Origin of the sequence: Sphingobium sp. LF-16 (assembly GCF_003711185.1) — a bacterium.
In the GTDB taxonomy this organism is placed as follows: domain Bacteria; phylum Pseudomonadota; class Alphaproteobacteria; order Sphingomonadales; family Sphingomonadaceae; genus Sphingobium; species Sphingobium yanoikuyae_A.
In genome coordinates this window covers 2,004,558-2,026,036 of the sequence record NZ_CP029335.1, presented here as the reverse complement: position 1 = coordinate 2,026,036, position 21,479 = coordinate 2,004,558, and the positions used below count along the sequence as shown (strand labels likewise).

Genomic DNA, 21,479 nt, shown 5'->3' with positions numbered 1-21,479 from the left:
CAGGCAAAAAGGGAGGTGCGGAGCGATCCGCGCCTCCCTTTTTCATGTCCTATTCGCCGCCGCTCGATTATGATCGGGGATAGGTTAGTGCGCGCTTTCCGATAGGATCAGGACCGCGCAATAAAATGTCGAAATGTGCGGGAAATATGGGAAGTTAGGCGCCCGATTTCCTATTTTCGGGCGCCCGGCCGCTGCCTCAGTTCAGGCAGTCGTCCAGCCCGTCGCGCTGCACCACCGGGATGCGGGCGGAGATGCTGTTGCCATAGCGGCGGGTGAAGCCATGCGGGTCGATCGCCTCGCGCTTCTTGGGCAGCGGCAATACCGCCGCCAGCCGCGCCGCCTCCGCCCGGCTCAGCTTGCCCGCGCCATGGCCGAAATAGCGGATTGACCCGGCCTGCACGCCATAGGTGCCGATGCCGGTCTCCGCGACGTTCAGATAGACTTCCATGATCCGTCGCTTGCCCCAGATCGCCTCGATCAGCACGGTGAACCAGGCCTCGAAGCCCTTGCGGACGAAACCGCCACCCTGCCACAGGAAGACATTCTTCGCTGTCTGCTGGCTGATCGTGGAGCCGCCGCGAATGCGCCCGCCGCTGGCATTGTGGCGCATCGCCTGGGCAATCGCGACCGCGTCGAAGCCATGATGGCTGCAGAAGCGGCTATCCTCCGCCGCGATCGCCGCGCGCGGCATGTCCGGATCGATCGCGTCCAGGCGCTTCCATTCCTTGGTGATGCCATTGGGGTCGAGCAGCATAGTGATCGTCACCGGCGGCGGCACGAAGCGATAGATGACCACGGTGCCCACCGACAGGCCGACAAAGCCGATGGCGACCTTGAGGGGGATGCTGATCCAGCGGGAGCGACGTTTCTGGGCGGAGGCAGGCTTAGGCGCGGCTTTGGCTTTTTTCATGGGCCGCAAACTAGCGCCCCTGCGCGCCGCCGTCATCGATTCCTTCAGGCCGTGGCCAGCGTCTGCGTCCGGCCCCGGTTGATGAGCAGCACCAGCGCCGCGCCGATCAGGCACAATATGCCTGCCGCGATGAAGGCGGGCATATAGCTTTGCCAGGCGGTGCGAGACAGGCCGCCGGCCAGCGCCGCGCTCGCCGCGCCCAGCTGATGCCCGGCAAAGATCCAGCCGAACACGATATTGGCCTTTTCCGGACCGAAGCGCTGCGCGGTCAGCTTCACCGTCGGCGGCACCGTCGCCACCCAGTCGAGGCCATAGAAGATGGCGAACAGCGACAGGCTGTAGATCGAGAAATCGCTGAACGGCAGATAGAGCAGCGACAGGCCGCGCAGCCCATAATAGAAGAAGAGCAGCCAGCGATTGTCATAACGATCGCTGAGCCAGCCCGATGCCAAAGTGCCGGCAAAATCGAACAGCCCCATCATCGCCAGCATCGACGCCGCGCCGACAGCCGCCAGCCCATAATCGCCGCACAGCGAGATGAAATGGGTCTGGACCAGCCCGTTGGTGCTGGCGCCGCAGATATAGAAGGAGAAGAAGAGGATCCAGAAGGTCGGCACCTTCGCCACGTCGCGCAGCACGATAAGCGGCGTTGCCAGCAGCGCGCCCAGGCTGGCCGGCTGGGCGGGGACGGGCTGGATCGCCTGTTCGCCATAGGGGGCAAGGTTCAGGTCCGACGGCCGATCGCGCATCAACAGCATGACCGCGACGGCCGCGACCAGGATCGCGCCACACACCAGCAGCATCGCCACGCGCCAGCCATAGCTGCCGGTCATGCTCGCGAGCAGCGGCAGGAAGGCGAGCTGGCCGGTCGCGGTGCTGGCCGACAGCAGCCCCATCACCAGTCCGCGCCGCTCGCTGAACCAGCGGGTGGCGACCGTCGCGCCCAGCACCATGGCGGTGAGACCCGTGCCGACGCCGATCACCACGCCCCAGAGAAGGACGAGCTGCCACAATTGCGTCATGCCAAGCGACAGCAGCAGGCCGCCAATGACGATAGACAGCGAAATCAGCATCATCCGCCGCACGCCGAAGCGGTTCATGAAGGCGGCGGCAAAAGGCCCCATACCGCCGAACAGCAGGAAACGGATAGCCAGCGCGCCGGAAATATCCGCCGCGCTCCAGCCAAACTCCTTCTGCAGCGGCACGATGAACACGCCCGGCGCGCCGACCGCGCCGGCGACCACCAGCATGGTGAGGAAGGTCGTGCCCGCGACCGCCCAGCCATAATGGACATTGCGCGTGGCCAAGCGGCGGGCGAACATGGTGGACAGCATCGACTTCCCCTTGGACTGGCCCCAGAACTGATACTCGAGCCGGAAAACGGACTGGCGTTAAATGATAGGTATCATATATAAGATCAAGAGGCCAATTGGAGATGCAGGATCATGAAAGTCAGCCGTGAACAGGCCGAGCGCAATCGCGAGAAGGTGGTGGATGCGGCGTCGCGCCTGTTTCGTGCCCGTGGTGTGGAGGGCGTCGGCATTGGTGAGGTGATGCGCGAATGCGGCCTTACCCACGGCGGATTCTACAATCAGTTCGAATCGAAGGAGGCGTTGGCGGCAGAAGCCTGCGCCACGTCGCTCGCGCGCGGCGCGGCCAAGTGGCGTCGCCTGTCGGCCGAGGACGGGCCGGATGCGATCACTGCCGATTATCTGAGCGCCCGTAACCGCGACGCGCCCGAAACCGGCTGCGCGCTGATCGCGCTCGGCCCGGACGCTGCGCGCAAGGGCGGACCGCTCGCCGCCGCCTTTCGCGAAGGCTTCGAGGATCTGACCGCCGCGTTGCAAAATGCCGGTATCGCCGATCGCGACGCGGCGCTCGCCCGCATGGCGCAACTGGTCGGCACGATGGTGCTGGCGCGCGCGGTCGACGATCCTGCGCTGTCGGAGGAATTGCTGGCGGCCAATCGCCGTGCCCTGGGTGTCGAGGCATGAGCGGCAGCGCCCAGTGGCGACCGATGGGGCAGGAGGATGTGGACGCGGCGGCGGCCATTTCCGACCGGGTTCATGGCGCCTATACGGAGGAGCCTGCCATCTATGCCGAACGGCTGCGCCTCTATCCGGCGGGTTGCTTCCTGCTGGAGCGGGACGGGGAGGTGCTGGGCTACCTCGTCACCCATCCCTGGGCCGGCGACCGACCGCCGGCGCTCGACCAGTTGATGGGCAGGCTGCCGGACGCGGCCGACCGCTATTATCTTCATGATCTGGCGCTGCTGCCCGAAGCGCGCGGCACCGGCGCTGCTGCTGCGGCCGTGGACCTCACCATCGCGCAGGCGCGCGCCGCTGGCTTCGATCGCATCACCCTGACCGCCGTCAACGGCGCGGATGCCTTCTGGCGCCGACAGGGTTTCGTCGACGCGCCGGTTGCCGCCGACAGTTATGGCGCGGACAGCGTCTCGATGGTGCGGATGCTCTAAGGCCTGTGGGGATTTAGGATTCCCATTTACCAGCAGATGTGATTCACACTGCGGATGGATCGCTTTGTACTGACCGACGCCCAATGGGCGAAGATTGAGCCGCACTGTTTGGGGAAGATCAGCGATCCCGGACGCAGCGGTAGGAACAATCGGCTATTTATGGAGGCGGTGCTGTGGATTGTCCGAACGGGCAGTCCGTGGCGCGACCTGCCTTCCCAGTTCGGAAACTGGAATACGGTGTTCCGGCGTTTCCGTGACTGGCGCGAAGCGGACGTTTTCAAGCGGATTTTCGATGCTTTGACGCATGAGCCTGACATGGAATACGCCATGATCGATGCCACCATCGTCAAGGTTCATCGTCATGGGCAAGGCGCAAAAGGGGGACTTCGGGCCAGGCCATTGGCCGCTCTAAAGGCGGCATGACGACCAAGATACTGGCGCTCACTGATGCCTTGGGCAACCTGGTGCACTTCCGTCTGATGCCAGGCAATCGCTTCGATAGCGTCGGTGTTACGCCGTTGATCGAAGGCGTGGAGTTTGGCGCATTGCTTGCCGACAAGGCTTTCGACAACAACGACATCATTACCGATCTCAACGAACGCGGGGCCGGGATCGTTATCTCTCAGCATCCGCGCCGTGCCATACCCATCCCGCTTGACGCCGAAATGTACAAATGGCGGCACCTGATCGAGAACTTCTTCTGCAAACTCAAAGAGTTCAAACGCATCGCCATGCGCGCCTGCAAAACCGACAGCAGCTTCGAGGCCATCATCTACCTCGCCGCAGCCGTCATCAACTCTCGATGAATCCCCACAGGCCTTAAGACGAAAAAAAAGCCCCGGATCGCTCCGGGGCTTCTTCTTTTTCCTGTGTGGCCGGATCAGGCTGCGGCGAAGCGTGCCATCTTTTCCAGCTTGCCGCCCGCGATGCGCATCATCGCCTTCTGCAGCTTCTCGAAGGCGCGAACCTCGATCTGGCGGACGCGCTCGCGCGACACGCCATAGACCTGGCTCAGTTCCTCAAGGGTCTTGGGCTCCTCGGCCAAGCGACGCTCGGCTAGGATATGCTTCTCGCGGTCGTTGAGGTCGGTCATCGCCTCGACCAGCATCTCGTGACGCTGGGTGCGTTCCTGCTCCTCGGCGACGCGTTCGTCCTGCAGCGGATCGGTGTCCTGCAGCCAATCCTGCCACTGGCCATCGCCATCCTCGCGCATCGGAACGTTGAGCGAGGTATCGCCGCCCATCGCCATGCGACGGTTCATCGACACCACGTCATCTTCCGACACACCCAGATCGGTCGCGATCTTGGTCACGTCCTCGGGGCGCAGATCGCCATCCTCGAACGCCTCGATATTGTTCTTCATCCGGCGCAGGTTGAAGAACAGCTTCTTCTGCGACGCGGTGGTGCCCATCTTGACCAGGCTCCAGCTGCGCAGGATGAATTCCTGGATCGACGCGCGGATCCACCACATGGCGTAGGTCGCCAGGCGGAAGCCACGTTCAGCCTCAAACTTCTTCACGCCCTGCATCAGGCCGATATTGCCTTCGCTGATCAGTTCGCTGACCGGCAGGCCATAGCCGCGATAGCCCATGGCGATCTTCGCCACGAGGCGCAGGTGAGACGTGACGAGCTGGGCCGCCGCCTCGGGATCCTGATGTTCCTCGTAGCGCTTCGCGAGCATATATTCCTGCTCGGGGGTCAGCAGCGGAAACTTGCGAATTTCCGACAGATAGCGGTTGAGGCTGGCTTCACCGCCCAGCGCTGGAACCGCGGGGACATTGCTCCGATTGGCCATGTCACAATTCCTTCCCTTTACATGCGCGCCAGGCGAACCCGAAAGTGGCATCCGCTGGCCGCGCAAACTTGTCAGAACCTATACGTGAAGCTCGCTTAACAGTTCCTGCATATCTGCAGGCAGGGGACTGTCGAAAGCCAAGGGTTCCTCCGTCACAGGATGTATGAACCCCAGCCGTTTCGCGTGCAATGCCTGCCTTTTGAAACCCAGCGTTTCCAGTATTGATTTGAAACCTTTTCTGTCTCTACCGTAAACCGGGTCACCGATCAAGGGGTGACCCAGATGCGCCATATGCACGCGAACCTGATGGGTGCGGCCGGTTTCCAGCCGGCATTCCACCATCGCCGCGCCGCGCAGGCGCTCCATCACGCGGTAATGGGTGACGGCATGTTTGCCGCGCCCTTCCCGATGAACCGCCATCTTCTTTCGATCAGCGTCGGACCGCCCGATCCAGGCATCGACCGTGCCGGACCCCGGCGTTGGAATGCCATAGACGATCGCGGCATAGAGCCGGTCGATACTGTGATCCTTGAACTGTCGGGCGAGGCCCTCATGGGCCTTGTCCGACTTAGCAACGACCAACAGGCCAGAAGTATCCTTGTCGATGCGATGAACGATGCCGGGACGCGCCACGCCGCCAATGCCGGATAACTGACCATCGCAATGGTGCAGCAGCGCATTGACCAGCGTGCCGTCCAGATTGCCGGCCGCCGGGTGAACCACCAGGCCCGCGGGCTTGTCCACCACGATCAGGTCGGCATCCTCATGCACGATATCGAGCGGAATATCCTGCGCCACGGCGTCGAGCGCGACCGGGGCTGGCAGAGTGATGCTGTAATCCTGCCCCACCGCCACCTTCATCGACGGGTTGAGCGATCGACCGCCCGAGACGATCTGTCCCTCGACGATCAACGCCTTGATCCGCTCGCGCGACAGGTCGGGCAGCAGTTCGGCCAATGCGCGATCAAGGCGCAAACCCGCTTGGGCTTCGCCTATCGTCGTTTCAATGATGGAAACCCCCGGAATCATTGCCTAGGGATGTAGGAATGAAGGCCGAAATTTCAAGGGTGCTGCTGGAACAAATCATGGCCCTGGCCGCGGCCGAGCCGGGGGAGGTCTGTGGCCTGCTGCTGGGGCAGGGCGCGCGCATCGACGCGATCCGGCTCGCGGCCAATGTCGCGCCGGACCCGGCTCGTCATTTCGAACTGGCGCCGGCGACCTTGCTGGCCGCGCACCGGGCCGCGCGCCGGGGCGGGCCGGCGGTGCTTGGCCATTATCATTCCCACCCATCGGGCGTGCCGATTCCGTCGGAAACGGACCGGGCCTGCGCAGCGCCGGACGGCGCCTTGTGGCTGATCGTCGGCGCGGGAGCGGTGCGCGCATGGGTGGCCGGTCCGGACGGGGAGGGGGGCGTGGCCTTCGTGGAGGCGTTGCTCGATATAAGGTGATGCAAAGGGGGTGAGCCGGGCTTGCATCATCGGCTGGGGAAGCCTAGCCGGGTAGGTGTCTTTTCCCGTAAATCCGGCGGCCTCCATCTCCATGACCCATCCGATCGACAGCATCGAATTTGCCAGCCTGCTCTGCTCGCGCCTCTGCCATGACCTGCTGAGCCCCGTCGGGGCGCTCAACAATGGCCTGGAACTCATGGCCGACGAAACCGACCCGGACATGCGCCAGCGCTGCCTGGACCTGCTGGCCGACAGTGCCCGCACCTCGGCCAACAAGCTGAAATTCTTTCGCCTGGCCTTTGGTTCGGCGGGCGGCTTTGGCGATGCGGTGCCGCCGCATGAGGCGAAAGTCGCGATCGAGGGCATGTTCGCCTCGGGCCGGGTGAAGCTTGGCTGGATGGTCGAGGAACAGATGCTGGCCAAGCTCGCGGTCAAGGTGCTGCTCAATCTGGCGCTGATCGCCGGCGATGCGCTGGTGCGCGGCGGGCAGCTCGACATCGGTGCGGAGAAGCGCCCCGGCGTGACGGAGATCGTGGTGCGTGGCGAAGGGCCCAAGGTCATTCTCGATCCCGAACTGCGCGCGGCGCTGGCAGGAACCTTGCCGGCCGGTGGCCTGGCGTCGCGCACGGCGGCGGCCTGGATGGTGCGCGCGCTGGTGATGGAGGCTGGCGGCGAGATCGTGCTGTCGCCGCCGGGCGATTCGGTGCTGCTGTTTGGCGCCGCCATCCCCGACCGCGCAGAATAATTCGGGTCGGAAAAACTCAGGGCAGCAGGGCGCGCAGGGCTGCGTCGTCCTGTCCCTCCAGTTCCAGCAACGCGGCATAGGGATCGCCCGTCAGACCCAGCAGCGCGGCAAAGGCGGGCTCGGTCTTCAGGCCGCGAAGGCGCAAGGTCATGATCGCCTGCGTCAGGGTGGGGCCGCCCAGATCGAGCAGGCGGCGCTCGATTGCGAAATGGCGCCAGCCATGTTGCTGCGCGACCGGCAAGGCCTGACCGAAAATCTCGAACGGCCAGTCCCATGCGCGAAAGCGGACGATCATGGCATCAATGTCGGGCCGTGCATGGACGGAAAAATCCGGCCGATCGCCGAAATGCTCGGTCAGCAAGGTGGCAAAGGCATCGAAATCCCGCACTTCGCAGACAATATCGATGTCGCTGCCCGGCAGGTCGAGGCCAAGCGGCGGCGTGCCCGCAACATGCGGATCATAGGGCGCCAATAACGTCAGGACGCCGGTGCGTTGCAGCGCGACGTCATGCGCGACGCGGCTCATGCCTCGCGCATCTCCGCCGCGATCGCCGCGATCAGCTCTGCGGCTAGCAGGGCGCGGGCGAGGGGCGCACCCTGGCCCGCCCATTGCGCGCCATAGCCGCCTTCGCCCTGGATCTTGGCAGCCGCGTTGAGCGCCTTCCCGGCGGCATAGGCGCGCGGATAGGCGGGCACGTCGCCACCATTTTCAGTGCCCCATTGGGTGAAACGATTGGCAAGGCAGCGGGCCGGGCGGCCGGAAATGGCGCGGGTCATGACTGTGTGCTGGGCGGCCGGGCCGGCAAGGGCGGCGCGATAGGCGGCGTCGGCGCTGCTTTCCGGGCAAGCGATGAACGCCGTGCCCAGTTGCGCCGCCACCGCGCCCAGGGCGAGCGCGGCGCGGACGCCCCGTCCGTCCATGATGCCGCCGGCGGCGATCACCGGCAGGCCGGCCTTCGCCACCAGCAGGCGGGTCAGCGCAAAGGTGCCGAGCATCGCATCGGGCGCATCGGGATCGAACATGCCGCGATGGCCGCCGGCTTCAAATCCCTGCGCCACCAGAACGTCGATACCAGCGGTGCGGGCGGCGACCGCCTCGTCCAAATTGGTGACGGATGCGAGCAACAGGCAGCCCGCCTGTTTGAGCGCCGCGATCTGCTGCACACCGGGCAGCCCGAAATGGAAGCTGATCACGCGCGGCCGTGTTTCGACTAGCAGGTCGAGCATCGCCGGGTCTTCGGCAAAGCTGCGATAGATGGTCTCAAGGCCCGCGGGCGGTGCCGCATCCTGCGCGGCAAAGAGTGGCGCCAGCGCGGCCAGCCACGCCTGCTCCTCGGCCGGGCGCACACGGGGCGGCGCGTGGACGAACAGATTGACGTTGAACGGCCGGTCAGTGCGCGCGCGTGTTGCCGCAATCATGGCGCGCGCACCCGCCGCATCGGTTGCCCCCACGGCGATCGATCCCAGCGCCCCGGCATTGCTGACGGCGGCGGCCATCGCCGGCGTCGATACGCCCGCCATTGGCGCCTGGATCAGGGGAAAGGAAAGGTCTAGCGCGTCAATCGGGTTCATGCAGTTCATGTGGGCGGTGGCGATCAATCCTGCAACAGGGGGATCAGACGTCGTCGTTGCCCACCGGGCCGCCTTCGCCTTCCATGCGGTTGATCGCGCGCACGTCGCGTGCGGTGAATTTCAGTCGAACGCCAGCGCCCTGTTCGCCATCCTCCGGCAGGAAGACGGCGCCGCCCTGTTCCAGTACCAGGCGCAGCCGTGCCTTGGCATCGTCACCCGGATCGGCGCGCCCGGCTTCGAAATCGGCCAGCATCGGCGTATCGATCCCCGCAAGGCGAGCGACATGATCACGCGGCCATTCCACCAAGGCGCGAGCGGCGCGGGCAAGCTTTCCGCTGATCTGCAAGGCGAGTCTCCCTTCGTCGACGCGTGGCGCCAGAATAGAACAGCACGCCGGCCGCGCCGCAACGGAAAAGGCCCGGCCGCTTGCGCGACCGGGCCCGTCCTCCAGCAACCTGTGAAAGGATCAGGCGCTGTAATACATGTCGAATTCGACCGGCGAGGGCGCCATTTCCCAGCGATACACTTCGGGCCACTTCAGTTCGATATAGGCATCGATCTGGTCCTTGGTGAACACGTCGCCCTTGAGCAGGAACTCATAGTCGGCTTCGAGGCTGTTGAGCGCTTCGCGGAGCGAGCCGCAGACGGTCGGCACCTGGCTCAGCTCTTCGGGCGGCAGGTCATAGAGGTTCTTGTCCATCGCGGCGCCCGGATGGATCTTGTTCTCGATGCCGTCGAGGCCGGCCATCAGCAGCGCGGCGTAGCAGAGATAGGGGTTGGCCATCGCGTCGGGGAAGCGGAATTCCACGCGCTTCGCCTTGGCACCGGCGCCGTAGGGAATACGGCAGGAGGCCGAACGGTTGCGGGCCGAATAGGCCAGCAGAACCGGGGCTTCGAAGCCCGGCACCAGGCGCTTGTAGCTGTTGGTGGTCGGGTTGGTGAAGGCGTTGAGGGCCTTGGCGTGCTTGATGACGCCGCCGATGAAGTAGAGGCAGGTGTCGGACAGGCCGGCATAGCCTTCGCCCGCGAAGAGCGGCTTGCCGCCTTCCCAGATCGACATGTGGGTGTGCATGCCCGAACCATTGTCCTGCGCGATCGGCTTGGGCATGAAGGTCGCAGTCTTGCCATAGGCCTGGGCGACCATCTGCACGACATACTTGTAGATCTGCATGCGGTCGGCGGTCTGGACCAGCGTACCGAAGGTCAGGCCCAGTTCGTGCTGCGCGGCGGCGACTTCATGGTGATGCTTGTCGCAGGGCAGGCCCATTTCGAGCATGGTCGACACCATTTCGGCGCGGATGTCGGTGCAGGGATCGACCGGCGCGACGGGGAAATAGCCGCCCTTGGCGCGCGGACGGTGACCCAGGTTGCCGCCTTCATATTCCTTGCCGGTGTTGGTCGGCAGTTCGATGTCGTCGATCTTGTAGTAGCTCTGCGAGTAATCATTCTCGAAGCGCACATCGTCGAACATGAAGAATTCGGCTTCCGGGCCGACATAAATGGTGTCACCGAAACCGGCCGACTTGACGAACGCCTCGGCGCGCTTGGCGCACGAACGCGGGTCACGGGCATAGAGTTCGCCGGTGTCGGGCTCGACGATGTCGCAGAAGATGATCAGCATCGGGGTCGCGCTGAACGGATCGACATAGACGGCGTCCAGGTCGGGCTTCAGGATCATGTCCGACTCGTTGATCGCCTTCCAACCTTCGATCGACGAACCGTCGAACATCAGGCCCTGGGTCAGCTCATCTTCGCCGAGGACCGAAGACACCATGGTCAGGTGCTGCCACTTGCCCTTGGGATCGGTGAAACGGACATCGACCCACTCGATTTCCTTTTCCTCGATCATCTTCAGGATGTCTTTTGGCGTGTTGGCCATGTGCACTTGCCCTTCTCTATGGATACCCCCCCGAAGGGGTCGTTGAAGCCTGTGTCCGCCGGACCACTGTCCGCCGGCTAGAACCTGTCGAAAATCAGATGGCGTCGCTGTCGCGTTCGCCGGTGCGGATGCGCACCGCGCCCTCGATGGCGGAAATGAAGATCTTGCCGTCGCCGATGCGGCCGGTCTGGGCGGCGCTGCAGATCGCTTCGACGACCCGGTCGGCCAGCGCATCGTCGACGACGACCTCCAGCTTCACCTTGGGCAGGAAGTCGACGACATATTCGGCGCCGCGATACAGTTCGGTATGGCCCTTCTGGCGGCCGAAGCCCTTCGCCTCGGTGACGGTGATGCCGGACACGCCCACTTCGTGCAGCGCTTCCTTCACCTCGTCCAGCTTGAACGGCTTGATGATCGCCTCGATCTTCTTCATCACTTAATCCCAACCCATGACGCACGAATGGACGCGGGTTGGCCCCGCATCCTTCAACCTTCAAGCGACGATCATCATGCCCCCCGAGGCAAGCGCCGTCTCCCTTAACAATCAATTACCGTGCCAAGTGGCGAATCGCTAGGCCTGCTTTCGGCGATGCAGCAATCTTTGTCCATATTGCCCGGATTCCGGGCAATATCATGTCATTCTGCCTGTTTTTTGGGCAGTGGTTGAGCGATCCATCATGCAAAAGGCCCGCCCCGTCGACGCCGGTCAGGAATGATCCCGATAGCATGAGCGGAGCGGGCCTTTGGGACCGCCATGGGCAGGCAGAAATCAGCGCGCGTAGGGCGGGCAGTCTAGGCCGGTCGGGCTCTTGGTGAAGATCTCGCAGCCGGTTTCGGTGATGCCGATGCTGTGCTCGAACTGCGCCGACAGGGTGCGGTCGCGCGTCACCGCCGTCCAGCCATCATCCAGCATCTTCACGCCGGGCTTGCCGATGTTGATCATCGGCTCGATCGTGAAGAACATGCCGGGCTTCAGCTCCGGACCGGTGCCGGGGCGGCCGACATGGACCACTTCGGGACTGTCATGGAAGACGCGGCCCAGACCATGGCCACAGAAATCGCGGACCACGCCGTAACGATGCTTTTCGGCATGGCGCTGGATGACATGGCCGATGTCGCCCAGGTGATTGCCGGGCTTGGCCTGCTCGATGCCCAGCATCAGGCATTCATAGGTGATCTCGACCAGCCGCTTCGCCTTGATCGGGGCGTCGCCGGCGATGAACATGCGGCTGGTGTCGCCGTGCCAGCCATCGACCAGCGGGGTGACGTCGATATTGAGAATGTCGCCGTCCTTGAGCTTATAGTCGCCCGGAATGCCATGACAGATCACATTGTTGAGCGAAATGCAGCAGCTATGGGTATAGCCGCGATAGCCCAGGGTCGCCGGCACGCCGCCGCCGTCCAGCGTCATGCGGCGGACGATGTCGTCCAGTTCGCCGGTGGTCACGCCCGGCACCACATGGGGCACCAGCGCGTCAAGGATCTCGGCGGCCAGCCGGCCGGCCTTGCGCATGCCGTCGAAACCGGCCGCGTCATAGAGCTTGATCGCGGTCGAGCGGGAAACCGGCGCGTCGGCCGTCATCGTCATATATTCGGTCATGTGGTTGATATAGACCCTGCGATCCGGCATTGCGAGTGTCTTCGCTCAGCCCCTCGGTCGCTATCAGGAAAAGAGAAACGGACATGGTGATGGAAGGCGGATGCGCCTGTGGTGAGGTGCGCTATCGGGTCGATGCCGACCCCATCTTCGTCAACAACTGCCATTGCAGCTTGTGCCAGCGGCAGAGCGGTGCAGCGTCGGCCGTCAACGCCTTTGTCGAGGTCGATCATCTTCATCTCCTGTCTGGGCAGTTGAGCGAACATGTCGTGCCGACCGGCAGCGGCAAGACCCAGGTGATCGTGCGCTGTGCCAACTGCGGCACGGCGGTCTGGAGCTTCTATCCCCGTCTTGGCCGGGCGGGGGCGGCGATCCGGGTCGGCACGCTGGACGATCGCTCGGCGATCCGGCCCGATGCCGCGATCTTCGTGGCCGATCGGTCGGACTGGACTGCCTTGCCCGCCGACGTGCCGGTCTTCGAGGCCAGCTACAAGCCGGCGGACGTTCTGCCGCCCGATCGGCTGGCCCGGCTGATGGCGCTTGCCACCCGTGCGGAGCCGCTGGCATGAGCGACCGTATCTGGACCGCCGCCGTGATCGTGATCGGCGATGAAATCCTGTCGGGCCGCATCCAGGACAAGAATGTCGCGCAGATCGCCACCTGGCTCAATGTCCAGGGCATCCGCCTGCGCGAAGTGCGGGTGGTGCCCGATGTGCAGGACGCGATCGTCGAGGCGGTCAACATATTGCGCGCCCGCAACGACTATCTCTTCACCACCGGCGGCATCGGCCCGACCCATGACGATATCACGGTGGATGCGATCGCGGCGGCGCTGGGCGTCGGTGTGGAGATCCATCCCGAGGCGCGGGCGATATTGGAGCGCTATTATGTCACGCGCGGCGGCCTGACCGACGCGCGGCTGCGCATGGCGCGGGTGCCGGCGGGCGCCGACCTCATCGAAAACCGCATGTCGGGCGCGCCGGGCATCCGCCACGGCAATATCTTCATCATGGCCGGCGTGCCGCATATCACCGCCGGCATGCTCGACAGCCTGACCGGCGCGCTGGAAGGCGGCTTGCCCGTCCTGTCGGCGACGATCGGCTGCTGGGTCGCGGAAAGCGAGATCGCCGACCTGCTCGGCGCTACCGAGCGCGCCCATGACGGTGTCCAGATCGGGAGCTACCCCTTCTTCCGCGAAGGGCGCACCGGCGCCAATTTCGTCATCCGCTCGACCGACCAGGCGGTGCTGGATGCGTGCGTCACGGACCTTGGCGCCGCGCTGACCTCCGGCGGCTGGTCCCCGGTGCCGGGCGGTATCTAGCCAAGAAACATCCGTTGCGGTGACAAGAAGGCCTGGCAGCGGTACAGCGCAGTTCCACTTCTAAAAGAGAATTCTGCATGCTTACCGCGCGAACCTATAGTGTCACGATAGCGCGCAACTGGCGCGAGCTTTACGAAGCGATCTGGCAGCCGGAGATATTCCCGAAATGGGCATCGGGCCTGACCGAGGCCGATCTGCGCAGGGGCGGCACCGGATGGATTGCCGACGGTCCCGATGGGCCGATCGTGGTTCGCTTCACGCCGCACAATGAATTTGGCGTGATGGACCATTTCGTCGAGACCGGTGATGGCCGTGAGGTTCATGTCCCGCTGCGCGTCATCGAGAATGGGGATGGGGCAGAGGTGATGCTGACGCTTTTTCGCCAGCCCGGTATGAGCGACGAGGATTTCGCGCGCGACGCCAAGTGGATTACCCGCGATCTACGCGCGCTGCGCGATTATGCAAAGACGCAAGGCTAAGGGCTGATATCGATCCCGCCCAGGCGGCTCAGCTTTCCGGGCGGGTCCAGATCCAGGTGCCACCGATCAGCGCCGCGGCCAGCGGGATCAGATACCAGGGGAAGGGGGAGAAGATCAGCGCCAGGATCGCGCTGAAGGCAAAGGCGCCGAGCGCGGCCTTCTTGCCCTTGCGGCTGATCGCGCCGCGTTCGCGCCAGCGGCGGATATGCGGACCGAAATGCTTGTGATCCAGCAGCTTTGCCTCCAGTTCCGGACTGGAGCGGGCAAAGCAATAGGCGGCCAGGATCATGAAAGGGACGGTCGGCAGCAGCGGCAGGAAGGCGCCCAGCGTGCCCAATCCGATCGAGAGGAAGCCGGCAATGAGATAGAGATGGCGCCGCACCCGTCGATCCCGTCTGGAATGGGCCGATGCGGCCCGGTCTATCCTGTCTATGCTATTGATTTGCAGGAACGCAATTGCCTTTCGTCGGGCGCCCTTTGTCAGGCGGCCGGCAGGCGCAGCCGGACCAGCAACCCGCCCAGATCCTCGCTCTCCTCCAGTGCCACCGTCCCGCCATAGATTTCGGCGACGTCGCGGACGATGGCGAGGCCAAGGCCAGTGCCGGGCTTGCCCGAATCGAGCCGCACGCCGCGATCGAAGATGCGCACCCGGTCGGCTTCGGGAATGCCCATGCCATCATCCTCGACCATGATCTCGACCATCGCGCCAACCCGGCTGACCGTCGCGAACACGCTGCCGCCGCCATATTTGGCAGCATTCTCGACCAGATTGCCCAGCATTTCGTCCAGATCCTGCCGCTCGACGCGGACCGCCGCATGCTTGTCGCCGTCCATGTCGACCCGCGCATCCTGATAGAGATGGCGCACCGCGCGCTCGACCGCCTCCAGGCTAGCCCAGACCTCGGCCCGGCTCTGTGCTGCGCCGCGCCGGCCGACGGCGCGGGCGCGGGCGAGGTGATGGTCGACCTGGCGCCGCATCGTCGTCGCCTCGCGCACGACCGTTTCGCCCAGGTTCGGCGCATTGGCGGTCGCGGCGTTCATGATGACGGTCAGCGGCGTCTTGAGCGCATGGGCGAGGTTGCCGGCATGGGTGCGCGCTTCCTCTGCCTGCCGCTCATTATGGGCGAGGAGCGCGTTCAGTTCCTCGACCATCGGCAGCACTTCGGCGGGCATGGGTTCGGTCACCCGGCTCTTGTCGCCATCGCGCATCTTGATGATTTCCAGCCGCACCTTGCGCAGCGGCCGCAGGCCATAGATGGTCTGCAAGGTGGCAAGCACGATCAGGCCCAGCGCCAGCAGCGCGAAGCTCTTGAACAGGGTGGATCGCAGCGTCTTGATCTGGCCATCGAGGCCCTGGCGCGCCTGCGCCACCATGAACATCCAGCGCGCGTCGGAACCGGGCAGGATGACGCTGCGCTCCATGACGCGCAGATCCTCGCCGGGAAACTGCTTGCTGTCATAGACATGGAAATTGCGGTCGGCATGGTCGCCCGGCACCTTGAGCGCCCGGTCCCACAGCGATCGCGACCGCCAATCCTCATGCCCCTTGGCACTGATCTGGTAATAGAGGCCGCTATTGGGTTCCAGGAAGCGCTGGTCGGCCAGTTCGCGGTTGAACAGCACTTCGCCGTCCGGGCCGATCTCGGCCGCCGCAATCATCGCGGTCAGCACATAATTCATGCCGTCGTCGAAATTGCGCGTCACCGCGTCCGACAGCACCCGGTCGAGCGCGACGCCGCCGCCCAGCAGCAGCACGCTGATCCACAGCGCGGCAATGCCGATCATGCGGCGGCTGATCGACCCGGTGGACCGGACGGGGGAGGGCGACGGGCTGGCCATGCGAAATGATCCTACACCCGTTCACTGCATACGCAGTCGAGAAACATGGCCGATGGGACGGACCTGTTCGCCTGTCGACTTCGCCCGCAGCGAACGGAGGCGGATGGGGCGCGGATCAGCGCCCCGGCTCGTCCAGGCTGTAGCCAAGGCCGCGGATGGTGGTGATGACATCGGCGCCGAGTTTCTTGCGGATGCGCGTCACGAACACTTCGATCGTGTTGGAATCACGGTCGAAGTCCTGGTCGTAGATATGCTCGATCAGCTCGGTGCGGCTGACCACCTTGCCCTTGTGGTGGAGCAGATAGGACAGCAGCTTATATTCCTGCGCCGTCAGCTTCACCGGATCGCCCTTGAGCGTCACCTTGCCCGAACGGGTGTCGAGGCGGACGTCGCCGGCGATCAGTTCGCTCGACGCGTTGCCGCTGGCACGGCGGATGAGCGCGCGCAGGCGGGCGATCAGTTCCTCGCTCTGGAAGGGCTTGGCCAGATAATCGTCGGCGCCGGCATCGAGGCCCGCGACCTTGTCGGACCAGCTATCGCGCGCGGTCAGCACCAGCACCGGGAAGCTGCGGCCTTCCTTGCGCCAGCGATCAAGCACGGTCAGGCCGTCGATCGTCGGCAGGCCCAGGTCCAGGACCACGGCGTCATAATTTTCGGTCGAGCCCAGGAAATGGCCATCCTCGCCATCGGTGGCGAGGTCGACGGCATAGCCGGCACCTTCCAGCGTGTTCCTGAGCTGCTGGCCCAGACTCGGTTCATCCTCGACGATCAGCAGGCGCATAGGGTTCCGTTTCTTGTTATCGACGCAAAGAGGTTGGGCGGCGCGCGGTCAGCGCGCCCAGCCGATGATATCGCCTGTCCGGCCGTCGGCATCAACCCACATCACCTTGCCGTCCTTCACATATTTCAGGCGATAGCGATTGGTGGAGGGGTTGAACTCGCTGCCGACATAGGTGGCACCACCCACCTGGGCGTCGACCCGGCGCTTGATCATCGAAAAGGGCATGACCTGGCCGTCCAGCATCGCGCGACGCGCGGCATCCTGTTCGTCACGGCGGCCACCGGCTTCGGCGACCGGTGTCATAAGGGACAGGGCCATAATTGCGGCCAGTCCGGCAGTCAGGCTTTTGGCGATCATTGTCATGGGCATGGCATAGGCGAAGCGCATTGAACAGGTGGTGAATGACCGGTCATTCCGCGCTGGAAAGGAGCGGCCGGGCGAATTAGGCTTGCCAGCCATGCAGAATGAAGATGACAGGCCCGTAGCCGATGCGCCCTTGTGGCGCTCCGTTCCGCGCTGGTGGCGCAGCCATGTGATCCGCGGGATCGATCATCAGGCGGTGCTCGAAAGGGTCCGGGCCGATGATGGCTGGAGCCCGTCCTACGCCTTCATGATCCTGATGTCGGCGGGCATTGCGGTGCTCGGCCTGCTGCTCTCCTCGCCGGCCGTGGTGATCGGTGCGATGCTGATCTCGCCGCTGATGGGGCCGATCGTCGGGCTGGGCTTTGGCCTCGCCATGACCGATGCGCGCGAAATCCGCCGGACGATCGTCGCGCTGGCGGGCGGGGCGCTGGTGGCGATCGCGTTCACCGCCTTCATCGTCCTGCTGTCGCCGTTACAGACGGTGACCAGTGAAATCGCCGCGCGCACCCGACCCAATCTGTTTGACCTGATGGTCGCGCTCTTTTCCGCGCTAGCGGGCGCCTATGCGATGATTCGCGGCAAGGCGGGGACGATCGTCGGCGTCGCAATCGCCACCGCGCTGATGCCGCCGCTGGCAACGGTGGGCTTTGGACTGGCGACGCTTAACGCAACAGTCGCGGGCGGTGCCTTCCTGCTCTTCTTCACCAATTTCGTGACGATCGCCCTGGCTGCGGCGATCATGGCGCGCCTCTATGGTTTTGGCCGGCGGCTGTCGCCCAGCCAGAGCTGGCTGCAGATGGTTTTCATCGGTGCCATCTTCCTGGCGCTGGCAGTGCCGCTCGGCCTGTCGCTCGGCCAGATCGCTTGGGAAGCGCGGGCCGCCCGCGATGCCCGCGACGTCATCCGGCGCGAATTTCCCGATGGCGCCCGGATCGCGCAGCTCGACCTGGATTTCGCCGCTAGGCCGCTTGCCGTGACCGCCAGCGTCCTCACCAGCCATTATGAGCGCGACGCGTCCGCGCGGGCCGGCCATATTCTGGGCGACATGCTGGGCAAGCCGGTGTCGTTGGATATCGAACAGATCCGGGTGGGGGAGGGGACGGATGCCGACAATGCCCAGTTGCTCGCCGCCCAGACCGCCCGGCGTGAGGTACAGGGCCAGGTCGATCGCCTGACCGACCGGCTGGCATTGGTCGCCGGTGTCAATCCCGATGCGGTGACGGTCGATACAGCGCGCAAACGGGCGGTGGTGCGGGCGCAGCCTTTGCCGGATGCGGGCCTTGGCGCCTATTGGGCGCTGGAGCGGCGGGCGGCGGCGGCAACGCCCGGCTGGGCGATAGAGATTACGCCGCCGACCCTGCCGCTGCCGTCGCTCGCGCTGGATGATGAAGGGGCCGTGACGGACAAGGATCGGCTGGCGCTTGTGCTGTGGGCGGCGCAGCGCACCGGCCTGCCGATCGACATGTCGATCAAGGGGGAGGGGCATGAGGGGCTGCTCAAGCCCTTTGCCGATCGTGGCATCGACGCGCGGCTGGTCAAAGGCGCCAGCGCGGACCTTGCGGTGCCGCACTGGCGCGTCGAGGAATGACGGCTTAGCGTTCCAGCGCGTACTGGACCGTCAGGCTGATCGGTGCGCTGACCTGGCCGGGTTCCACCGGGGTCGGCGCGGCGTCGGCCTTGAAGCGGGCGGCCATCAGCGGCATCGGCGCATTGCCGCCGCTGCTGCTTTCCGAGATCGAGACCAGCCGGGCCGAGCGATAGCCTGCCGCCTGGGCATAGAAATCGGCCTGGGCCTTGGCCGTCTTGAGCGCGGTGGCGCGGGCCTGGGCCTGCAGCGGGCTCGGATCCTCGACCGAGAAGCTGGGGCCGTTGATGTTGGTCGCCCCGGCCTGCACCAGCGTATCGAGCAGCGCGCCAACCTTCTTCACGTCGCGTACCTTGACGCTGAGCTGGTTCGACGCCTCATAGCCCAGGAAACGCGGACCGGACGGCTGGCCGTCGCGGTTGCTGTAATCATATTGGGCGTTGAGGTTGATGCCGCTGGTCTGGATATCGGCCTTGGCGATGCCGGCCTTGGCCAGTGCCGCGATCAGCCCATCCATCTTGGCGGCATTGTCCTTCATCGCCTGGGCCGCGGTCGGGGCCTTGGTCTGGACGCCGGTGCCGATGGTCGCGACATCGGGCGCGGCCTCGACGCTTTCGGTGACGTTCAACGTCACCACCGGCGCGGTCTCGGCGATGGTGACGCTGGTCTGGGCAACAGCCGCGACAGGCAGTGCGGCGGCGCCGAGCGCCATCAGGGCGAGAGCGGATTTCATGGACATGGTCTCCTCTGTAAGTCCTGCACCCGTTTTTGGCCGGGGTGCGATGAATGGACGCTGTCCTGCGTTGAAAGCCGTCCGACAGCTTTCCGGTTCCACTCTTGCCCCGACGCCCGATAGGCCCTAGCTGCACCGCCATGGCAGCACCCATTCTCTCCTTCGAAAATCTCGGCCTCTCGCAGGGCAGCCACTGGCTGTTCCGGCATATCGACATCCATGTCGGCCAGCGCGACCGGCTGGCACTGATCGGGCGCAACGGCGCGGGCAAGACCACCCTATTGAAGCTGATCGGCGGCCAGATCGAGGCGGATGAGGGCATTCGTTCGGTGCAGCCGGGCGCGCGGGTGGTGACGCTGGAGCAGGATCCGGACGTCAGCGCCTTCAAGACGCTGCATGATTTCGCGCTGGCCGGCGCATTCGCGCCGCCCGCCCATGAGGTCGAGGCGATCGCCGACCAGCTGGGCATCGACCTGTCGCGCGAGGCCGCGACTGCGAGCGGCGGTGAGCGCCGCCGCGCCGCGATCGCCCGCGCCTTGGCGAGCGAACCCGACCTGCTGCTGCTGGACGAGCCGACCAACCATCTGGATATCGCTGCGATCGACTGGCTGGAAAGTTGGCTCGCCCGCTATACCGGTGCCTTCATCGTCATCAGCCATGACCGTGCCTTCCTGACCCGCCTGACCCGCCAGACCTTGTGGCTCGACCGTGGCCAGATGCGCCGTAACGAGATCGGCTTCGGCGGTTTCGAGGACTGGATGGAAGCGGTCTATGCCGAAGAGGCGCGCGCCGCCGAGAAGCTGGACGCCAAGCTCAAGATCGAGGCCCACTGGCTGGAGCGCGGCGTCACTGCCCGGCGCAAGCGCAACCAGGGGCGGCTGGCCAAGCTGTGGGAGATGCGCGCCCAGCGTGCCGCGATGCAGGGGCCGCAGGGCACTGCCAAGATCGCGGTGGCGAGCGATGACAGCAAGACCAAGAGCGTCATCAAGGCCGAGCATGTCACCAAGACATTTGGTGACCGCACGATCATCAACGACTTCTCGCTGCGCGTGCAGCGTGGCGACCGGATCGGCATCGTCGGCGGCAATGGTGCGGGCAAGTCGACCTTGCTGAAGCTGCTGACCGGCGAACTGGCGCCCGATAGCGGCGAGGTGACGCTGGCCAAGACGCTGGACATGATCTTCATCGACCAGCAGCGCAGCCTGATGCAGGGCGACAAGAGCGTACGCGACGTGCTGGCCGAAGGCGGCGACTGGATCGACGTGCGCGGCGTGCGTAAGCATGTCCATGGCTATCTGAAGGACTTCCTGTTCGATCCCTCGCTGGCCGAGGCGAAGGTCGGCACCCTGTCGGGTGGCGAGCGTTCGCGCTTGCTGTTCGCGCGCGAATTTGCCCGCGAATCCAACCTTCTGGTGCTGGACGAACCGACCAACGACCTTGACCTCGAAACGCTTGACCTGCTACAGGAAGTCATCGCGGATTATGACGGCACGGTGCTGATCGTCAGCCATGACCGCGACTTCCTCGATCGGACCGTTACCGTGACGCTCGGCCTCGACGGATCGGGCAAGGTCGACGTGATCGTCGGCGGCTATGCCGACTGGATCGCCAAGCGCGATCCGCGCCGCGCGCCCAAGGCGGAGAAGAAGGAGGCTGCGGCCCCGCCGCCGCCCAAGCCGGCCTCGACCAAGCTGACCTACAAGGACCAGCGCGACCTCGACCTGCTGCCCAAGAAGATCGAGGAACTGGAAGCGGCGATCGCCCGCGACGAGGAGGCGCTGGCCGACCCGGCGCTTTATACCCGCGACCCGAAGAAATTCGCGGCATTGACCGCTGCGATCGAGAAGGCTCGCGCCGAGAAGGATGCCGCCGAGGAGCGCTGGCTCGAACTGGCGGAGAAGGCCGAGGGGCTGGGCTGAGCCCCTTGCGCTGCCCCCTGCATCTGATAGCCAACGG

General features: G+C 64.9%; 25 protein-coding genes. 10 read left to right on the top strand and 15 right to left on the bottom strand.

All coding sequences use genetic code 11. The features are described from left to right. Positions 1-196: 196 nt before the first annotated feature. Together mtgA and DIZ22_RS09450 are read right to left on the bottom strand one after the other, a co-directional pair. Positions 197-910, bottom strand: coding sequence for a monofunctional biosynthetic peptidoglycan transglycosylase (mtgA, locus tag DIZ22_RS09455; protein WP_037490228.1), 714 nt, complete (start codon positions 908-910; stop codon positions 197-199). 44 nt (positions 911-954) lie between these two features. Next, on the bottom strand, positions 955-2,244 hold the full coding sequence (locus tag DIZ22_RS09450) for an MFS transporter (protein WP_122928137.1): 1,290 nt from the start codon (positions 2,242-2,244) through the stop codon (positions 955-957). A 111-nt stretch (positions 2,245-2,355) separates the two neighbouring features. On the opposite strand from DIZ22_RS09450, the gene DIZ22_RS09445 reads away from it, so the two are divergent. The 3 genes from DIZ22_RS09445 to DIZ22_RS09435 all read left to right on the top strand — a co-directional run bounded on the left by DIZ22_RS09445 (position 2,356) and on the right by DIZ22_RS09435 (position 4,192). After that, positions 2,356-2,904 carry a TetR/AcrR family transcriptional regulator gene (locus DIZ22_RS09445; RefSeq protein WP_007704859.1) on the top strand — a complete coding sequence of 183 codons (549 nt, stop codon included), beginning with the start codon at positions 2,356-2,358 and terminating at the stop codon, positions 2,902-2,904. After that, complete coding sequence (locus DIZ22_RS09440; protein WP_048938170.1) at positions 2,901-3,386, top strand: GNAT family N-acetyltransferase; 486 nt, start codon at positions 2,901-2,903, stop codon at positions 3,384-3,386. Before DIZ22_RS09445 ends, DIZ22_RS09440 begins: the two co-directional genes overlap by 4 nt. Before the next feature lie 54 nt (positions 3,387-3,440). Further along, positions 3,441-4,192, top strand: a protein-coding gene (locus tag DIZ22_RS09435) for an IS5 family transposase (RefSeq protein WP_122928136.1) whose coding sequence is annotated in 2 segments (ribosomal slippage) — positions 3,441-3,771 and positions 3,771-4,192 — 753 coding nt in all. Because the reading frame shifts where the segments join, the coding sequence is not laid out codon by codon here. 74 nt (positions 4,193-4,266) lie between these two features. Here the strand turns inward: DIZ22_RS09435 and rpoH are convergent. Together rpoH and DIZ22_RS09425 are read right to left on the bottom strand one after the other, a co-directional pair. Then, on the bottom strand, positions 4,267-5,181 hold the full coding sequence (rpoH, locus tag DIZ22_RS09430; protein WP_004207557.1) for an RNA polymerase sigma factor RpoH: 915 nt from the start codon (positions 5,179-5,181) through the stop codon (positions 4,267-4,269). A 78-nt stretch (positions 5,182-5,259) separates the two neighbouring features. Beyond that, positions 5,260-6,210, bottom strand: coding sequence for an RluA family pseudouridine synthase (locus DIZ22_RS09425; RefSeq protein ID WP_048939364.1), 951 nt, complete (start codon positions 6,208-6,210; stop codon positions 5,260-5,262). Between the two features lie 17 nt (positions 6,211-6,227). On the opposite strand from DIZ22_RS09425, the gene DIZ22_RS09420 reads away from it, so the two are divergent. Both DIZ22_RS09420 and DIZ22_RS09415 read left to right on the top strand, forming a co-directional pair. Then, positions 6,228-6,629: a M67 family metallopeptidase gene (locus tag DIZ22_RS09420; RefSeq protein WP_048939365.1), complete on the top strand. Its 402-nt coding sequence runs from the start codon at positions 6,228-6,230 to the stop codon at positions 6,627-6,629. A gap of 91 nt (positions 6,630-6,720) precedes the next feature. After that, positions 6,721-7,374, top strand: coding sequence for a histidine phosphotransferase family protein (locus DIZ22_RS09415; RefSeq protein ID WP_010336062.1), 654 nt, complete (start codon positions 6,721-6,723; stop codon positions 7,372-7,374). A gap of 16 nt (positions 7,375-7,390) precedes the next feature. Here the strand turns inward: DIZ22_RS09415 and DIZ22_RS09410 are convergent, their stop codons facing one another. From DIZ22_RS09410 to map, 6 genes are all read right to left on the bottom strand, one after another. Next, positions 7,391-7,900 carry a DUF4269 domain-containing protein gene (locus DIZ22_RS09410; protein ID WP_048939366.1) on the bottom strand — a complete coding sequence of 170 codons (510 nt, stop codon included), beginning with the start codon at positions 7,898-7,900 and terminating at the stop codon, positions 7,391-7,393. Next, positions 7,897-8,946, bottom strand: a complete 1,050-nt coding sequence (locus DIZ22_RS09405; RefSeq protein ID WP_206364624.1) for a nitronate monooxygenase — start codon at positions 8,944-8,946, stop codon at positions 7,897-7,899. Before DIZ22_RS09405 ends, DIZ22_RS09410 begins: the two co-directional genes overlap by 4 nt. Before the next feature lie 43 nt (positions 8,947-8,989). After that, complete coding sequence (locus DIZ22_RS09400; protein WP_048939368.1) at positions 8,990-9,292, bottom strand: DNA-binding protein; 303 nt, start codon at positions 9,290-9,292, stop codon at positions 8,990-8,992. Between the two features lie 120 nt (positions 9,293-9,412). After that, the gene (glnA, locus tag DIZ22_RS09395; protein WP_004207550.1) at positions 9,413-10,825 is read right to left on the bottom strand and encodes a type I glutamate--ammonia ligase; all 1,413 of its coding nucleotides are present in this window, start codon (positions 10,823-10,825) and stop codon (positions 9,413-9,415) included. Positions 10,826-10,919: 94 nt separating this feature from the next. Then, entirely contained in the window at positions 10,920-11,258 is a 339-nt protein-coding gene (locus DIZ22_RS09390) for a P-II family nitrogen regulator (protein WP_004207549.1), read from the bottom strand. A 336-nt stretch (positions 11,259-11,594) separates the two neighbouring features. After that, positions 11,595-12,425, bottom strand: coding sequence for a type I methionyl aminopeptidase (gene map / locus DIZ22_RS09385; protein ID WP_010336065.1), 831 nt, complete (start codon positions 12,423-12,425; stop codon positions 11,595-11,597). 83 nt (positions 12,426-12,508) lie between these two features. Here map and DIZ22_RS09380 point away from each other — a divergent pair, with 83 nt between their 5' ends. From DIZ22_RS09380 to DIZ22_RS09370, 3 genes are all read left to right on the top strand, one after another. Beyond that, positions 12,509-12,991 (top strand): GFA family protein, encoded by a 483-nt coding sequence (locus DIZ22_RS09380; RefSeq protein ID WP_122928134.1) that lies wholly within the window; start codon positions 12,509-12,511, stop codon positions 12,989-12,991. Then, on the top strand, positions 12,988-13,743 hold the full coding sequence (locus DIZ22_RS09375; protein ID WP_048939370.1) for a molybdopterin-binding protein: 756 nt from the start codon (positions 12,988-12,990) through the stop codon (positions 13,741-13,743). Before DIZ22_RS09380 ends, DIZ22_RS09375 begins: the two co-directional genes overlap by 4 nt. A 77-nt stretch (positions 13,744-13,820) precedes the next feature. Then, a complete protein-coding gene (locus DIZ22_RS09370) occupies positions 13,821-14,222 on the top strand; it encodes a hypothetical protein (protein ID WP_037519987.1) in 402 nt (133 codons plus the stop codon). A 28-nt stretch (positions 14,223-14,250) separates the two neighbouring features. On the opposite strand, the gene DIZ22_RS09365 is transcribed toward DIZ22_RS09370, so the two are convergent. From DIZ22_RS09365 to DIZ22_RS09350, 4 genes are all read right to left on the bottom strand, one after another. Continuing rightward, positions 14,251-14,604, bottom strand: coding sequence for a YbaN family protein (locus DIZ22_RS09365; protein ID WP_048939372.1), 354 nt, complete (start codon positions 14,602-14,604; stop codon positions 14,251-14,253). A 98-nt stretch (positions 14,605-14,702) separates the two neighbouring features. Further along, a complete protein-coding gene (locus tag DIZ22_RS09360; RefSeq protein WP_122928791.1) occupies positions 14,703-16,007 on the bottom strand; it encodes a HAMP domain-containing sensor histidine kinase in 1,305 nt (434 codons plus the stop codon). 169 nt (positions 16,008-16,176) lie between these two features. Beyond that, positions 16,177-16,842, bottom strand: a complete 666-nt coding sequence (locus DIZ22_RS09355; RefSeq protein WP_004207541.1) for a response regulator transcription factor — start codon at positions 16,840-16,842, stop codon at positions 16,177-16,179. 48 nt (positions 16,843-16,890) lie between these two features. Beyond that, positions 16,891-17,229 carry a hypothetical protein gene (locus DIZ22_RS09350; RefSeq protein ID WP_004207540.1) on the bottom strand — a complete coding sequence of 113 codons (339 nt, stop codon included), beginning with the start codon at positions 17,227-17,229 and terminating at the stop codon, positions 16,891-16,893. A 70-nt stretch (positions 17,230-17,299) separates the two neighbouring features. Between DIZ22_RS09350 and DIZ22_RS09345 the strand changes: the two genes are divergently transcribed. Further along, positions 17,300-18,793 (top strand): DUF389 domain-containing protein, encoded by a 1,494-nt coding sequence (locus DIZ22_RS09345; RefSeq protein WP_048939374.1) that lies wholly within the window; start codon positions 17,300-17,302, stop codon positions 18,791-18,793. 4 nt (positions 18,794-18,797) lie between these two features. On the opposite strand, the gene DIZ22_RS09340 is transcribed toward DIZ22_RS09345, so the two are convergent. Beyond that, positions 18,798-19,523, bottom strand: coding sequence for an SIMPL domain-containing protein (locus DIZ22_RS09340; protein WP_048939375.1), 726 nt, complete (start codon positions 19,521-19,523; stop codon positions 18,798-18,800). 140 nt (positions 19,524-19,663) lie between these two features. Between DIZ22_RS09340 and DIZ22_RS09335 the strand changes: the two genes are divergently transcribed. Beyond that, positions 19,664-21,442, top strand: a complete 1,779-nt coding sequence (locus tag DIZ22_RS09335) for an ATP-binding cassette domain-containing protein (protein WP_048939376.1) — start codon at positions 19,664-19,666, stop codon at positions 21,440-21,442. Positions 21,443-21,479 lie beyond the last annotated feature (37 nt).

Excerpts from the sequence above, each read along its gene's own strand:
- map (WP_010336065.1), bottom strand. The coding sequence starts at position 12,425 with ATGACCGAATATATGACGATGACGGCCGACGCGCCGGTTTCCCGCTCG.
- DIZ22_RS09335 (WP_048939376.1), top strand. The coding sequence starts at position 19,664 with ATGGCAGCACCCATTCTCTCCTTCGAAAATCTCGGCCTCTCGCAGGGC.
- DIZ22_RS09375 (WP_048939370.1), top strand. The coding sequence starts at position 12,988 with ATGAGCGACCGTATCTGGACCGCCGCCGTGATCGTGATCGGCGATGAA.
- DIZ22_RS09410 (WP_048939366.1), bottom strand. The coding sequence starts at position 7,900 with ATGAGCCGCGTCGCGCATGACGTCGCGCTGCAACGCACCGGCGTCCTG.
- DIZ22_RS09360 (WP_122928791.1), bottom strand. The coding sequence starts at position 16,007 with ATGATCGGCATTGCCGCGCTGTGGATCAGCGTGCTGCTGCTGGGCGGC.
- glnA (WP_004207550.1), bottom strand. The coding sequence starts at position 10,825 with ATGGCCAACACGCCAAAAGACATCCTGAAGATGATCGAGGAAAAGGAA.
- mtgA (WP_037490228.1), bottom strand. The coding sequence starts at position 910 with ATGAAAAAAGCCAAAGCCGCGCCTAAGCCTGCCTCCGCCCAGAAACGT.
- DIZ22_RS09425 (WP_048939364.1), bottom strand. The coding sequence starts at position 6,210 with ATGATTCCGGGGGTTTCCATCATTGAAACGACGATAGGCGAAGCCCAA.
- DIZ22_RS09390 (WP_004207549.1), bottom strand. The coding sequence starts at position 11,258 with ATGAAGAAGATCGAGGCGATCATCAAGCCGTTCAAGCTGGACGAGGTG.
- DIZ22_RS09345 (WP_048939374.1), top strand. The coding sequence starts at position 17,300 with ATGCAGAATGAAGATGACAGGCCCGTAGCCGATGCGCCCTTGTGGCGC.
- DIZ22_RS09355 (WP_004207541.1), bottom strand. The coding sequence starts at position 16,842 with ATGCGCCTGCTGATCGTCGAGGATGAACCGAGTCTGGGCCAGCAGCTC.
- DIZ22_RS09415 (WP_010336062.1), top strand. The coding sequence starts at position 6,721 with ATGACCCATCCGATCGACAGCATCGAATTTGCCAGCCTGCTCTGCTCG.
- rpoH (WP_004207557.1), bottom strand. The coding sequence starts at position 5,181 with ATGGCCAATCGGAGCAATGTCCCCGCGGTTCCAGCGCTGGGCGGTGAA.
- DIZ22_RS09350 (WP_004207540.1), bottom strand. The coding sequence starts at position 17,229 with ATGCGCTTCGCCTATGCCATGCCCATGACAATGATCGCCAAAAGCCTG.
- DIZ22_RS09405 (WP_206364624.1), bottom strand. The coding sequence starts at position 8,946 with ATGAACCCGATTGACGCGCTAGACCTTTCCTTTCCCCTGATCCAGGCG.
- DIZ22_RS09445 (WP_007704859.1), top strand. The coding sequence starts at position 2,356 with ATGAAAGTCAGCCGTGAACAGGCCGAGCGCAATCGCGAGAAGGTGGTG.
- DIZ22_RS09440 (WP_048938170.1), top strand. The coding sequence starts at position 2,901 with ATGAGCGGCAGCGCCCAGTGGCGACCGATGGGGCAGGAGGATGTGGAC.
- DIZ22_RS09450 (WP_122928137.1), bottom strand. The coding sequence starts at position 2,244 with ATGCTGTCCACCATGTTCGCCCGCCGCTTGGCCACGCGCAATGTCCAT.
- DIZ22_RS09380 (WP_122928134.1), top strand. The coding sequence starts at position 12,509 with ATGGTGATGGAAGGCGGATGCGCCTGTGGTGAGGTGCGCTATCGGGTC.
- DIZ22_RS09420 (WP_048939365.1), top strand. The coding sequence starts at position 6,228 with ATGAAGGCCGAAATTTCAAGGGTGCTGCTGGAACAAATCATGGCCCTG.
- DIZ22_RS09370 (WP_037519987.1), top strand. The coding sequence starts at position 13,821 with ATGCTTACCGCGCGAACCTATAGTGTCACGATAGCGCGCAACTGGCGC.
- DIZ22_RS09340 (WP_048939375.1), bottom strand. The coding sequence starts at position 19,523 with ATGAAATCCGCTCTCGCCCTGATGGCGCTCGGCGCCGCCGCACTGCCT.